The sequence below is a fragment of the Teichococcus deserti genome, from assembly GCF_001982615.1.
Classification (GTDB): domain Bacteria; phylum Pseudomonadota; class Alphaproteobacteria; order Acetobacterales; family Acetobacteraceae; genus Pseudoroseomonas; species Pseudoroseomonas deserti.
Genome location: NZ_MLCO01000016.1, coordinates 20489 through 34022 on the forward strand (window position 1 = coordinate 20489; position 13534 = coordinate 34022).

Genomic DNA, 13534 nt, shown 5'->3' on the forward strand with positions numbered 1-13534 from the left:
CGGATGAGCGCCGAGGCGCCGCCGGCGCCAGGGCTCGGGGTTTCCAGCCTCAGCCGGGCGCGCGAGGACCGGCTCTGGGCCGTGGTCGCCGCCATCGGCCGCCGCACCCGCATCGCCGAGATCTATCCGAGCCGCGCCGCCGCCGATGCCGATCGCAGCTGGCGCGAGCAGCAGATCCGCGCCTATGCCGGCTTCCTGCGCAGTTCCAGCATGCCGATGCCGAGCTACAGCGTGACGCCGATCCGCCGCGCCGACCTGCCGCGCGGCTGGCGCCCGCTGCCGGCCCTGGGCTTTCTGCGCGGGCAGTTCGGCTGAGGGGTTCTTTGCGTTTGACGCAGCGCAGCATGGCCCGGTAGAAGCGCGCCTCCCCTCACGCCTGCCAGCCCGAACCGGCGCAGCCCTGATCCGCGCCGGAGGCGCCGCACGACCATGTCCCCGACCTTCCAAGAGCTGGGTCTCGCGGCCTCCCTGCTGCGCGCGCTGGACGAGGCCGGCTATGTCCGCCCGACGCCGATCCAGGCGCAGTCGATCCCGCTGCTGCTCGCGGGCCGTGATCTGCTGGGCATGGCGCAGACCGGCACCGGCAAGACCGCCGCCTTCGCCCTGCCGCTGCTGCACCGCTTGGCCGCCGATCCCAGGCCCGCGCCGAAGGGCGGCGCCCGCGTGCTGGTGCTGGCGCCGACGCGCGAGCTGGTCTCGCAGATCGCCGACGGTTTTTCTCAGTTTGGCCGGCACCAGGGGCCGACGGTCACCACGATCTTCGGCGGGGTCAGCCAGTTCCACCAGGTCAATGCGCTGAAGGAAGGCGTCGACATCATCGTCGCCGCGCCGGGCCGGCTGCTCGACCTGATCGGCCAGGGGCTGTGCGACCTGTCGCAGCTCGAGGCGCTGGTGCTGGACGAGGCCGACCAGATGCTCGACATGGGCTTCGCCAAGCCGATCGAGCGGATCGTCGCGACGCTGCCGAAGGACCGGCACACGCTGCTCTTCTCCGCGACCATGCCGAAGTCGATTGCGGCGCTCGCCGAGAGCCTGCTGCGCGAGCCTGCCAAGGTCGAGATCGCGCCGCCCTCCACCACCGTCGATCGCATCGAGCAGTCGGTGATGTTCCTCGACGCCGCCGACAAGCGGGCCGCGCTGCTCTCCCTGCTGGCGACGCCGGGCATCGGCCAGGCCGTCGTCTTCACGCTGACGAAAAACATCGCCAACGAGGTCTGCGGCTTCATCACCGAGGCCGGCATCACCGCCGAGGCGCTGCACGGCAACAAGTCGCAGGGCCAGCGCGAGCGGGCGCTCGAGGCCTTCCGCGCCGGCACGGTGCAGGTGCTGGTGGCGACCGACATCGCCGCCCGCGGCATCGACGTCGACACCGTGACCCATGTCTTCAACCACGACCTGCCGGCCGTGGCGGAGAGCTATGTCCACCGCATCGGCCGCACCGGCCGGGCCGGGCGCAGCGGCGTGGCCGTGACGCTCTGCGACGCCGAGCAGCGCGCCTGGCTGCGCGACGTCGAGCGCGAGATCGGCCGTGCCCTGGATGTACAGGCCGACCACGCCTGGCATTCCGAGGCGGCGCGGCTGTCGACCCTGCGCCCGCCGGTGCTGGGCGGCGGCCCGGTCAAGGAGATCAAGCCGCAGGAGAAGCGCGAGCGGAAGGTCTGGACCGAGGAAGAGAAGCTCGCCGCCCGCGAGGCCGCCCTCGCCAGGAAGGCCGCCTGAACCAACCCGCCTTCGGAAAGACGAAGGCAGGCTGGTTCAGGACGTTGTTTGATCGCGTGATTCAGGCTTCTCGGTGATCCCGCCTCAAGCCATCACGCCCTAACGGCCCTTGAAGGCCGGCTCCCGCTTGCCCAGGAAGGCGTCGCGGCCTTCCTGGAAATCTTCCGTGGTGTAGAGCAGGCCCTGGAAATCCGCTTCTGCCTGCAGCGACTCCGCCAGTGTCCCGGTCGAGCGGTTCAGCAGCGTCTTGGCCAGGGCATTGGACAGCGGCGCCCTTGCTGCGATCTGCCGGGCGAGCGCCCGCGCCTCTTCCAGCGCTTTCCCGGGCTCGGCCAGATGGTCGACCAGGCCGAGGCCGGCTGCCTCCTCCGCCCCCATCGGCGCGCCGACCAGCATGACGCGCTTGGCCCGCCCCAGCCCCATCCGCCGCTGCAGCGTCCAGGCCAGGCCCAGATCCGGCACCAGCCCGACGCGGTTGAAGGAGCAGGTGAAGACCGCCGCGCGCGAGGCGACGACGATGTCGCAGGCCGCCGCGACCGAGATGCCGGCGCCGGCGGCATGACCTTCCACCGCGGCGATCACCGGCTTCTCGCCCTCGGCCAGCAGGCGGATCATGCGATGGCCCCAATGCAGCCGCGCCCGCCCGCCCATGCCGGTGATGCCCTGCATGCCGGAGATGTCGCCGCCGGCGCAGAAATGCCCGCCCTCGCCGGTCAGCACGATGGCGCGGACCTCTGTCTTGCCCAGCGCCGCCTCCAGATGCGCCATCATCGCCTCGCGCAGCGCCGGGGCCAGGGCGTTGCGGCGACGCGGATAGGACATGGTCAGCTCCAGCACGCCCGCCTCCAGGCGGGCATGGGTGGTGGCTTCCGCGGCTTCGGCGATCTTCTGGTCCATGTGTCTCTCCCTTGTCCCGGGGAGGCTAGACCGCCCGGCGCCCCGCGTCACACCCCACGGCTGAGGCCCCCATCGACCGCGATGGCCTGGCCGGTGACATAGGCCGCCACGGGGCTGACCAGGAAGGACACCATGGCGGCGACCTCGGCCGGGGTGCCGAGCCGGCCCATCGGGATGTCGGACGCGACGCGGGCCAGCACCTCGGCTTCGGAAATCCCCTCGTCGGCCGCCATCTGCTTCGCCCGCGACTGCCAGAGCGGCGTCAGCGCCCGACCGGGAGAGACGCTGTTCACCGCGATGCCCTCCGCCGCCAGTTCCAGCGACAGCGTCTTGGCCAGGGCCAGCACGCCGGCCTTGTGCACGTTGGAGACCACCTGATGCGCCGTCGGCTGCCGCGCCGAGACGGCGCCCAGCAGCACCACCCGCGCATCGCCGGCCGCCCGCAGCATCGGCAGCAGCGCGCGCACCGCCCGCACCGTGCCGAGGATGTTGAATTCGTAGTTCTCCAGCCAGGCCTCGTCGGAGAGGTCGCCGAAGGCGCTGCGCCGGCTGCCGCCCGCGGCACAGACCAGGGCATGCAGCGGCAGCCCGCCCAGCTTGTCCACCAGCGCCGCCAGCGAGGCCGGATCGGCCTGGTCGCAGACGATGGTCTCCGGCGCCGTGCCGGCCTCCTCCATCAGCGTCGCCGCGGCGCTGGCCAAGCGGGCAGGGTCGCGCCCGGCGATGGCGACCCGCGCCCCCTCCCGCAGCAATTGCCCGGCCGTCGCCAGGCCGATGCCGGAGGAGCCGCCGATCACCAGGGCGAACCGCCCCTGCATGCCCAAGTCCATTCGATCACTCCACCTTGGCGCCGGTGGCCCGCACGATCGGCGCCCATTTTTCCGTCTCAATCCTGATGAAGCTGGCCAACTCCGCCGGGGTACTCAGCAGAGGCTCGACCCCCTGGCCCTCCAGGGCGGCGGAGACGTCCGGGTCGGCCAGGGCCTCGCGCATCACCCCGTTCATCCGGGTGACGATGGCCGGCGGCAGGCCCTTGGGCCCGACCAGCGCGTACCAGTTCTGCACCTCGTAGCCCGGCAGGCTTTCGGCCACCGTCGGCACGTCGGGGCGGGCCTTGATGCGCTGCGCCGTCGGCACCGCCAGCAGCCGGAGCCGCCCGGCCTGCACCTGCGGCAGGGCGGTGGGCGCGGTGGAGAAGGCATAGTCCACCTTGCCGCTCATCAGGTCGGTCATCATCGGCCCGCCGCCGCGATAGGGCACATGGACCGTCTTCACGCCCGCCATCTGGTCGAGCAGCGCGCCGGCCAGATGCCCTGCCCCCCCGATGCCCGAGGAGCCATAGGTGATGGTCTCCGGCGCCGCTTTGGCCGCGGCGATGAGATCGGCCAGGCTCTTCCACGGCCGGTCCACCGGCACCACCAGAACGTTCAGCACGTTGCCCGACATGGCGATCGGCGTCAGATCGGCCTGCGGGTCGAAGGGCATGCTGGCATAGAGGCTGGGATTGATCGCCAGCGCGCCGATGGTGCCCATCAGGAAGGTGGCGCCGTCGGGGGGCGAGCGCACCACGATTTCGGTGGCGAGATTGCCGCCGGCGCCGGGCCGGTTCTCGATCAGCACCGGCTGGCCGAGCAGCGCGGTCAGCCGCGGCTGCATCACCCGGGTGCTGATGTCGGTGGCGCCGCCGGCGGCGAAGCCGACGACGATGCGGATCGGCTTGCTGGGCCAGGCTTCCTGGGCGCTGAGCAGCCCGGGCCTGGCCAGAGGCAGCGCGAGCCCCCCCAGCCCGGCGCCCAGCAGGGTGCGGCGGTCGATCATCGGACTTCCTCCTCCGGCGGCCGCGGCCGGGCCCGTCTGTCGCGGGTCCTCTGGCCGGGCCGGGTCGCTTGAACCGGAAGCTTGGCTGAGCCTGTGATTCACGCCTTTCGGCGAAGGCGCCTCAGGCGATCACAGGCTAGCTCCCGGTGAATTGCGGGGCGCGCTTCTCCATGAAGGCGCGGCGCCCCTCGATATAGTCCTGGCTGGCGAAGCAGCCGCGCACCAGGCGATCGCAGAGCGCCTCGTCCGGATCGGGCTTCAGCGCCTCTGCGACGATCGCCTTGACCGAGGCGACGGTCAGCGGCGCGTTGCCGGCGATGGTGGCGGCGTAATCCTCGACCAGCGCGTCCAGCGCGTCGTCGGGCACCACGCGGTTGACCAGCCCCATGATGCGCGCATCCTCGGCCGAGAACTTCTTCGCGCTGAAAAAGAGCTCCTTGGCGAAGGAGGGGCCAACCAGATGCACCAGGCGACGGATGCCCGGCAGGGGGTAGCCGAGGCCGAGCTTCGCGGCCGGGATGCCGAAGGTGCTTTTCTCGGTGGCCATCCGCATGTCGCAGCAGACCGCCAGCGCCGAGCCGCCGCCGATGCAATGGCCGCGAATGGCGGCGATGGTGGGCTTGGGGAAATCGGCCAGCGCTTCATAGACCTTGGCGGTCTGCGCCTGATAGGCCGCGACCGCCTCGGCCGAGCCGCGCTCGCTCTCGAACTTCGAGATATCGGCGCCGGAGACGAAAGCCTTGCCACCCGCGCCGGTCACGACCAGCACGCGCACCTCGGGGTCGGCGGCGAAATCGGTCAGGATCTGCTCGGCCGCCAGCCACATCTCCATCGAGACCGCGTTGTGGCGCTCCGGGTTGTTGAAGATCATCCAGCCCACGCCCCCCGCCTTGCGGGAAAGCATCTTGTCGGTGCCGAGCGCCGGATGGGCGGGCGGAAGCATGTCGGGCATGGCGGGCGTCTCTTTCGCGATCCGAACGGCAGGCTGCGTCGCGCCGCCGCCCCTGTCAACAGCCTGTTGACAGGCCGCCGCCCGGCGTGATGCCTTGCCGGCCATGGACATTTCCGCCGCCCCCCTCCCCGACGGCCTTCCCCTGGCCGAGCGCGCCCGCGCCGGGCTGGAGGCGCTGATCCTGGCGGGCGAGCTGGCCCCCGGCAGCCGGCTGAACGAGGTGGCGCTGGCCGCCCGCCTGGGCCTGTCGCGCGGGCCCCTGCGCGAGGCGCTGCGCGGGCTGGAGCGCGACGGGCTCGTCGCCGCCGGCCCCGCTGGCCAGGGCATGAGCGTGCGCCGCCTCGAGCCCGAGGAAATGGCCGAGCTCTACGACATGCGCGCCCTGCTGCAGGGCTTTATCCTGGCCCGCCTGGCGGAGCGGCACGCGGCCGGGCGTCTGTCGGACGAGACGATGCAGACGCTGCGCGGCGACGTCGCGCGGATGCAGGAGGATGCCGAGGCCGGGCGCGCCGCCAGCTATTACGCCCGCAACCTGGCCTTCCACGATGCGCTGCATGCGGCGGCCGGGCATCGGCGGGCGGCGGCGCTCTATGGCTCGCTGCTGAAGGAAAGCCACCTGGCGCGGCAGCGGGCGCTGTCGCAGACGGCCTCGATGCGCGAGAGCAATGCCGAGCACGCCGCCATGCTCGAGGCAGTGGCCTTCGGTGACGCCGGCCGCGCACGGCGGCTGGGCGAGGCGCATGTCTCGGAAGGCGGCAAGCGGCGGTGGCTGGAGTCGCTGGCGGGCGGGTGACCGCCCCGGCGACCAGCACGCTTGCGAACGGCCCGGGTTCGTGCGCGTCGCAGTGATTGATGTCTACGACAGCAACAAGTCCGTCGAGACCCGGGACCGGTTCAGCTTGTGCTGCGACGCACAAGTCATCACGAAACAGAGAGAACATCGGAGCGCATTGCGATTGCTGCAACTGCGCTGGTGCAGCACAGCGTCGTAATTCGTGACGATACCGTCACGTCATCTCGCGAACTTCCCTGGCTATATCAGCAAAGACGAATTCTTCCGCCTCATGGAAGCGTGAGCGCATCGCTTCTTGCTGCAGAGCACAATGATCACGCCGTGAAAATGAGGGTCAGACGGCCGACAAAACAGGGCCTGGCCGGTCATTGCGCCTCACTCCGGACCCGGCTTAACGTTTTCGACATGATCGCCTCCGTCCTCATGGATCGCCTCTGGGAGCTCGCCCTCGACGAGGACGTCGACTCCATCCGCTCCGAAACCGAGCAGTACCTGCTCGCCAAGCCTGATGCGATCAAGATGAGGGCGCACGAGGTCGAGGTGGCCTGGCTCGAGAAGATCGAGACGCCCGAGGTCAGCGGCTATGCCTCAAGCGAGCCGGAGCGCGTCGCCTTCGAGGAAGCCCGCAGCGTCGCCGCGCAGTATCTGTAGCGGGCATCAGCAAGAAACGCCGAGGGCGGCGCCGCGCGCCGCCCTCGCTGACGTCCTGATCAGGCCTTCCTGACGTTCCAGAAGACCGGGAAGCCGCGCACCACGTCCTGCAGCTTCGTCGACTGCGCCGCTGCCTGCATGAACTGGCCGGTCGGGATATAGGGCAGGTCCTGCATCGCCTGCAGCTGCAGCTTGCGGGCCACCGCCTGCTGCGCCGGCACGCCATCGGCGGCGAACCATTCGGCGACCAGCGTCTCCAGCTCCGGCAGGTTGGGCCAGCCATACATAGCCTTGTCGCCATTGCCGCGCAGCGCCAGCTGCAGCGCCGGATTGACCATGTCGACACCGGTCAGCGCCGTCATCAGGCAGCTCCAGCCGCCCTTCTCCACCGGCTCGCGGCTGAGGCGCCGCGCCGTCAGCGTGCCCCAGTCGGACATCTGCAGGTCGACATTCATCCCCGCCTTGCGCAGCATGTCGGCGGCGACCTCGGCCAGCGTGCCGATGAAGGCCGGATCCGAGGCGCCGAGCAGCACGACCTTCTCGCCCTTGTAGCCGGCGGCGGCGAGCTCGCGCCTGACCTTCTCGTAGTCGCGCGGGCCCTTGAAGACCTCCATCCCCGCATCGCTGGCCATCGGGCTGCCGGGCGTGAAGAAGCCGATCGGCGCGTGCCACATGCTGCTGTCGGCGCCGGCCACGGCCTGGACGAAATCGGCCTGGTTCACCGCGCCCAGCAGCGCGCGGCGGATCGCCGGATTGTTGAAGGGCGGCTGCAGGTGGTTCATGCGCATCAGCGTGATCATGCCGCTCTGCTCCTGCACCGCCACCTTCAGGGTGCGGGCGCGGGCGAGAAGCGGGATCACGTCGTTGGCGGCGAATTCCAGCCAGTCCTGCTCGCCGCTGCGCATCGCCGCGGCCGCCGTCGCGCCATCGGGAATGGTGGTCCACTCGACGCGGTCGACATGCACGACCTTCGGGCCGGCGGTGCCGTCGGCGACGCCGCCGCTGCGCGGGACATAGCCGTCGAAGCGGGCATAGGCGACGCGGGCGCCGGAGACGCGCTCATTGGCCAGGAAGCGGAAGGGGCCGCTGCCGACCATCTCGGTGACCTGGGTGAAGGGATCGGTGCTGGCCAGCCGCTCCGGCATCATCACCGGCACCAGCGAGGGCATCTTTCCCAGCGCTTCCGGCAGCAGCGGAAAAGGTGCCTTCAGGCGGAACTGGATGGTGCGGTCGTCGGGGGCGGAGAGCTCTTCCGTCGCCGCCATCAGCCCCTGGCCGAAGGCATCGCGCACGGCCCAGCGGCGGATCGAGGCCACGCAGTCGCGCGCCAGGACGCGCTCGCCGTCATGCCACTTCAGCCCCTCGCGCAGGGTCAGGCGCCACAGCTTCCCATCGTTCTCGACGACATGGCCCTCGACCATCTGCGGCGTGACGCGGAACTGCGTGTCGGTGCCGTAAAGCGTGTCGAAGATCATGTAGCCGTGGTTGCGCGTGGCATAGGAGGCGTTGATCACCGGGTCGAGCACGGTGAGGTCGGTCTGCGGGATGAAGCGCAGCACGCGACTCTGCTGGGCATGGCCAACAGCGGGGGCGGCCAGCACAGCGGCGCCGGCGGCAAGAAAGGTGCGACGCTTCACGGCATCGATCTCCAGGGGAAAAAGGTTAGGGCGCCGCGGGGGCATTGCGCGCCACCAGCCAGCCGCCATCGACCACCAGCACCTGGCCGGTCATGAAGGAGGCGTCGTCGGAGGCGAGGAAGGACACCACGGAAGCGATCTCTTCCGGCTTGCCGGAGCGGCGCAGCGGCGTCGGCACCAGCATGTTCTGCACGTAATGCGGGTTCTGCAGATGGTTCACCGTCATCGGCGTCTCGATCACGCCCGGGGCGATGGCATTCACCAGAATGCCCTCGGGGCCGACGTCGCCGGCCAGCTGGCGGGTGAATTGCGCGACGCCGGCCTTGGCCACCGCATAGGCGGTGGTGTTGGGATAGCCGACCAGGCCGAAGATCGAGGAGAGATTGACGATCCGCCCGCCCGGCCGCGTCAGATGCGGGAGCACGTCGCGGGTGACGCGCAGCACCGCCTTCAGGTTGGTGTCGACGAAGCGGTCGATGAGGTCGTCGTCGGAGTCCGACAGCTTCCTGGCGCCGCCGATGCCGGCATTGTTGACCAGGATGTCGATGCGGCCATGCGCGTCCAGCGCTGCCGTCGCCAGCTGCCTGCCGGCATCGGCCGCGTTGATGTCGAGCAGCAGATGCGCCGCCCCCAGCGCCGCGGCGGTCTCGGCCACGGCCGGGTTGCGGTCGGCCAGCAGCAGCCGGGCGCCGTCGGCGGCGAGGCGAGCGGCGGTCGCAGCCCCGATGCCGGTCGCCGCCCCGGTGACGATGGCGACGCGGCCTTCAAGCTTGTTGCTCACAGCGTTCCCCTCAGCCGGCCTGGCGGGCGCGGAAGTCGCGCTGGATCTGGTCCAGCGTGCAGAACTCGGCGCCGCGCTGGGTCAGCCCGTCGATCAGCTTCTCGAGGAAGATCATGCGATGGCCGCGGCCGACCACATAGGGGTGGAAGGTATAGACCAGCATGCCCTGCTCGGTGGTGCGCTGCATGTAGTCGAAATCGGCCAGCCAGTTCTCCAGCACGTCGTTGGCATTGGCCAGGCCCGGCATGACGCCGGCCTTGGTGCGGAAGAACTCGAAATGCGGATGGTCGTCCAGCGACCAGCTGATCGGCACTTCCACGAGATTGGTGGTCTCGCCGAAGATCAGCGGGCCGTCGACCGAGACCTTGTCGCCGCGGCGGGCGAAATAGGCCTCGCAGTCATGGCCCATCATCGAGCTGTCGTATTCGCAGCCATGCTCCAGCACCAGCTCGATGGTGCGGTCCGACAGGTCCCAGGCCGGCGAGCGATAGCCCTTCGGCCCGGCGCCGGTCAGCGTCTTGATGCTCTCCACGGCGCGGGCGAATTCCTCCGCCTCGACCTCGGCGGAAAGCTCGGCGGGGGGCACGTGGCTCCAGCCGTGATGGCCGACCTCGTGGCCGGCCTTGACGATGCGGCCGCAGATCTCCGGATAGGTCTCGATCACCACGCCGGGGATATACCAGCTGCCCTTGATGCCGCGGCTGCCGAGAAGATCGAGAATGCGGCCGGCGCCGATGACGCAGAACTCACCGCGGGAGATCGGCGTCGGCGTCAGCATCCCCCGCGCGGCGAAGCCGGAGAAGGCATCGAAGTCGAAGGACAGGCAGGCGATATGGCGCGGCATGGAGCAGGCCTCCTAGGGAGAAGAAAAATCAGCGGGCGCGGCGGATGTTCCACAGCACGGGGAAGCCGACATCGATCACCCCCTGCAGCTCGCTGCGCCACACTGCCGGGGCGGAGAACTGCCCGGTCAGGGGAAAATTGACATTGGCGAGCGCCCGGCGGTTGATCTCGGCGGACAGCGCGCGGCGGCCTTCCAGGTCGCTTCCGGGCATGGCCTCGAAGCGCTGCAGCAGCGGCGTCAGCGCCTCGTCGCAATAGTTCCAGGGCGCGCCGCCAGTGCAGTTGTAGCCGATGCCCATGTTGCTCAGCGGATCGGCCAGGTCGAAGCCGGTATAGACCACCGGCACCGCGCTCCAGCCGCCGCGCTCGACCGGCTCGCGGCTCGACCAGCGCTGCGCCACCACGGCCCAGTCCATCAGCTGCTGGTCGACATTCAGCCCCAGCCGCTTCATGCGGTCGACCACCACCATGGCCATCGGGTTGATCAAAGGCGAGGTCGCCGAATGCAGGAAGACGACGCGCTCGTTGTTGTAGCCGGAGTCCTTCAGCATCTGCCGCGCGCGCTCCAGGCTCGGCTGGCGGATGCTCTCCGACCCCGCCTCGCTGGCATAGCGCGTGCCGCAGAGCGTCATCGACTGGCAGATCGGCAGCGCCATGCCTTCCGGCAGGCCATGCGACGCGACGATCTCCGACTGGTCCAGCGCCATCTGCAGCGCCTGGCGCACCTTGATGTTGTCGAAGGGCGGCTGCGCGTGGTTCAGTGCCAGCCCGCCCATGATCTGGGCGATGCCGCGGGCGCCGGCGATGGTCAGGCGGCGGTCGCGGGTCAGCAGCGGCAGGAAGTCGACGGGCGCGTATTCGAGATAATCGACCTCGCCATTCTGCAGCGCCGCGGCGCGGGTCGCGGCATCGGCGATGTTGATGAACTCGGCGCGCTCGACATGCACCTGCTTGGCCCCGGCCAGGCCATCGGCCGGCTCGGCGCGGGGCACGTAGCGCGGGTTGCGGCGGAAGGTGGCGCGCTCGCCCGGCACCCATTCATTGGCGATGAACAGGAAAGGGCCGCTGCCGATGATCTCGGGCACGGGCGTGGTCGGCGGGGTCGCCGCCAGCCGCGCCGGCATCATGAAGGGCACATGCACGCTGGGCTTGGCCAGGGCGTCCAGCACCCCGCCGAAGGGGCGCGACAGCACCAGGGTGAATTGCGTCGCGCTGTCCGCCGTCAGCGAGGCGGTCGCCGCCAGCAGCCGCCGGCCCGTGGAATCCCGCGCGCCCCAGCGCTTCAGCGAGGCGACGCAGTCTTCCGCGGTGACCGGCTTTCCGTCATGCCACTCCAGGCCCGGGCGCAGCGTGAAGCGCCAGGTCAGCCCATCCTCGCTGGCGGTCCAGCCTTCCAGCATCTGCGGCCGCGGCTCGCCCTTGCTGTCCTGCGCCACCAGCGTGTCGAAGACCATGTAGCCGAAGTTGCGGGTGATGAAGGAAGGGCTGGTGATCGGGTCCAGCACCTGCAGCCCGGCGCTGACCACCAGGCGCAGCGGCTTCTCCGCGGCGCCCTGCGCCATGGCCGGCGCCGCCAGGGCCAGCGCCACGGCCGAGGCCAGCAGCCCGCGCCGAAACGTCTTTGCGAATTCCATCCGAAAGCTCCCCCAGACCCGTTGCAGCCGCAGGCACTCTTCCCTGTCGGGCGGGGGATCTCTGTCCCCTCGCCCGGGTCGCGTCACGCCAGGCGGCCGCCATCGACCGGCAGGCAGACCCCGGTGACGAAGCTGGCGGCGTCGCTCAGCAGATACAGCACGGAATCGGCGACCTCGCCGGCCTGGCCGAAGCGGCCCAGCGGATGGCGGGCGCGGAACAGCGCCATGCGCGCCTCCTGCGCCGCCGCGTCGCCGGCGGCGGCGAAGGTCGCGGCCAGCATCGGCGTCTCGATCGAGCCCGGGCAGACGCTGTTCACCCGGATGCCCTGCGGCGCATGCGCCAGAGCGAGGCTGCGCGTCAGCATCACCACCGCGCCCTTGCTGGCCGAATAGGCCTGCAGCTGGGCGGAGCCGGTGAGGCCCGCGGCCGAGGCCATGGTCACCACCGCGCCGCCGCCGGCCCCCTGCATCTGCGGAATGAAGGCCGCGGCCGCCGCCCAGGTGCCCTTGACGTTGACGGCGAAGGTGCGGTCCCAGTCTTCCTCGCTGGCCTCGATGGCCGGGCCGGTGGGGCCCAGGATGCCGGCGCCGGTCACCAGCAGCGTCGCAGGGCCGAGCCGCTCCAGCCCTTCGGCGGCGGCGCGCTGCAGGTCGCCGGCGCGGGTCACGTCACCCTGGACGGCGATGCTGCCGGGGCAGTCCTTCAGCGTCTCGGCCAGGCCGCCGGCGTCGCGGTCGAACAGCACCAGCCGGGCGCCCTCCGCCGCCAGCCCAAGGGCGACGGCGCGGCCCAGGCCTGATCCTGCGCCGGTGATGGCGCCGACGCGCCCCGCGAAACGCTGCATCCCGAGCCTCTTCCCCATTGCCGGAGACCAGCGCCGCCCGCCGGCGCTTCCACCCTGCGAAAACCGCTGCTATATCGCTCAGCAATACTGTCGAATTGCCGGGAAAAGGTTAGGAAGCACGGATGAAGGTGTCAACGGCGCAAGCCGCCGCCGCGCCGCCGGCGGGGGTCGATGACCGGCTGTTCCTGCAGGGCGTGCAGCGCACCATGCAGCTGTTGGAAGCCTTCGGCCGGCAGCCCCGGCCGCTCAGCCTGGCCGAGCTGGCCGCCGCCGCCGGGCTGGACAAGAGCGCCACGCAGCGCATCGCCCACACCCTGCAGGCGCTGGGCTACCTGGAACGACAGCCGGGCGGGCTGGCCCCGGGCAAGAAGCTGCTGGACCGCGGCTTCGACTTCCTGCGCGCCGAGCCGCTGATCGAGCGCGCCGTGCCCGTGCTGCACGAGCTGCGCAAGTCGATCCCCGAGCGCGTCGATCTCAGCCTGTTCGACGACACCAGCGTCATCTACGTCGTGCGGCTGCAGAGCAAGCGCGAGACCTTTTCCGCGACTTTGGTCGGGCGGCGCATGCCCACCTTCTGCTCCTCCGGCGGCCGCGCCATCCTGGCCGCCCTGCCGGAGGCCGAGGCGGAGGCGGTGCTGGCGCGCTCCGACCGGACGCCGCTGACGCCGTCCACCATCACCGACCTGCCCGGCATCCGCGCCAAGCTGGCTGAGGCCCGCCGCGACGGCTTTGCTCTCTGTCTGGAAGAATCGCTGCGTGGCGAGATCACGCTGGGAGCCGCGGTGCGCGATGCCGGCGGCCGGCCGGTCGCCGCCATCCATGTCGCCGCCTCGCTGGCGGAATGGGAACCCGCCGCCTTCCGCCGCCTGGCGCCGCTGGTGCTGCATGCGGCGGAGGCGCTCAGCCGCATGCGGTAAGCCCGCGCAACCGGACCTTCACCGAACTGCAACGCAACCGTCATCGG

General features: G+C 70.6%; 14 protein-coding genes. 5 read left to right on the plus strand and 9 right to left on the minus strand.

Annotated elements, in window-relative coordinates; all coding sequences use genetic code 11:
- Positions 1 to 3: 3 nt before the first annotated feature.
- Both BKE38_RS02525 and BKE38_RS02530 read left to right on the plus strand, forming a co-directional pair.
- Positions 4 to 315: a hypothetical protein gene (locus BKE38_RS02525; RefSeq protein WP_076955795.1), complete on the plus strand. Its 312-nt coding sequence runs from the start codon at positions 4 to 6 to the stop codon at positions 313 to 315.
- Between the two features lie 114 nt (positions 316 to 429).
- On the plus strand, positions 430 to 1719 hold the full coding sequence (locus BKE38_RS02530) for a DEAD/DEAH box helicase (protein WP_076955796.1): 1290 nt from the start codon (positions 430 to 432) through the stop codon (positions 1717 to 1719).
- Between the two features lie 99 nt (positions 1720 to 1818).
- Here the strand turns inward: BKE38_RS02530 and BKE38_RS02535 are convergent, their stop codons facing one another.
- From BKE38_RS02535 to BKE38_RS02550, 4 genes are all read right to left on the minus strand, one after another.
- Positions 1819 to 2616, minus strand: a complete 798-nt coding sequence (locus BKE38_RS02535) for an enoyl-CoA hydratase/isomerase family protein (RefSeq protein WP_076955797.1) — start codon at positions 2614 to 2616, stop codon at positions 1819 to 1821.
- Between the two features lie 47 nt (positions 2617 to 2663).
- A complete protein-coding gene (locus BKE38_RS02540) occupies positions 2664 to 3446 on the minus strand; it encodes an SDR family oxidoreductase (RefSeq protein ID WP_076955798.1) in 783 nt (260 codons plus the stop codon).
- Between the two features lie 4 nt (positions 3447 to 3450).
- Positions 3451 to 4434, minus strand: coding sequence for a Bug family tripartite tricarboxylate transporter substrate binding protein (locus tag BKE38_RS02545; protein WP_076955799.1), 984 nt, complete (start codon positions 4432 to 4434; stop codon positions 3451 to 3453).
- 136 nt (positions 4435 to 4570) lie between these two features.
- A complete protein-coding gene (locus BKE38_RS02550; RefSeq protein ID WP_083747252.1) occupies positions 4571 to 5386 on the minus strand; it encodes an enoyl-CoA hydratase in 816 nt (271 codons plus the stop codon).
- Between the two features lie 103 nt (positions 5387 to 5489).
- Between BKE38_RS02550 and BKE38_RS02555 the strand changes: the two genes are divergently transcribed.
- Positions 5490 to 6179, plus strand: coding sequence for a GntR family transcriptional regulator (locus tag BKE38_RS02555; RefSeq protein WP_076955800.1), 690 nt, complete (start codon positions 5490 to 5492; stop codon positions 6177 to 6179).
- Between the two features lie 423 nt (positions 6180 to 6602).
- Positions 6603 to 6830 carry a hypothetical protein gene (locus BKE38_RS02560; RefSeq protein WP_131829475.1) on the plus strand — a complete coding sequence of 76 codons (228 nt, stop codon included), beginning with the start codon at positions 6603 to 6605 and terminating at the stop codon, positions 6828 to 6830.
- A 59-nt stretch (positions 6831 to 6889) separates the two neighbouring features.
- On the opposite strand, the gene BKE38_RS02565 is transcribed toward BKE38_RS02560, so the two are convergent.
- The 5 genes from BKE38_RS02565 to BKE38_RS02585 form a co-directional block, all read right to left on the minus strand.
- The gene (locus BKE38_RS02565; protein WP_076955838.1) at positions 6890 to 8467 is read right to left on the minus strand and encodes an ABC transporter substrate-binding protein; all 1578 of its coding nucleotides are present in this window, start codon (positions 8465 to 8467) and stop codon (positions 6890 to 6892) included.
- A gap of 25 nt (positions 8468 to 8492) precedes the next feature.
- A complete protein-coding gene (locus BKE38_RS02570) occupies positions 8493 to 9248 on the minus strand; it encodes an SDR family NAD(P)-dependent oxidoreductase (protein WP_076955802.1) in 756 nt (251 codons plus the stop codon).
- Positions 9249 to 9258: 10 nt separating this feature from the next.
- On the minus strand, positions 9259 to 10092 hold the full coding sequence (locus BKE38_RS02575; RefSeq protein ID WP_076955803.1) for a polysaccharide deacetylase family protein: 834 nt from the start codon (positions 10090 to 10092) through the stop codon (positions 9259 to 9261).
- Between the two features lie 28 nt (positions 10093 to 10120).
- The gene (locus BKE38_RS02580; RefSeq protein ID WP_076955804.1) at positions 10121 to 11725 is read right to left on the minus strand and encodes an ABC transporter substrate-binding protein; all 1605 of its coding nucleotides are present in this window, start codon (positions 11723 to 11725) and stop codon (positions 10121 to 10123) included.
- An 83-nt stretch (positions 11726 to 11808) separates the two neighbouring features.
- Complete coding sequence (locus BKE38_RS02585; protein WP_076955805.1) at positions 11809 to 12570, minus strand: SDR family NAD(P)-dependent oxidoreductase; 762 nt, start codon at positions 12568 to 12570, stop codon at positions 11809 to 11811.
- Positions 12571 to 12692: 122 nt separating this feature from the next.
- Between BKE38_RS02585 and BKE38_RS02590 the strand changes: the two genes are divergently transcribed.
- The gene (locus BKE38_RS02590; protein ID WP_076955806.1) at positions 12693 to 13487 is read left to right on the plus strand and encodes an IclR family transcriptional regulator; all 795 of its coding nucleotides are present in this window, start codon (positions 12693 to 12695) and stop codon (positions 13485 to 13487) included.
- Positions 13488 to 13534 lie beyond the last annotated feature (47 nt).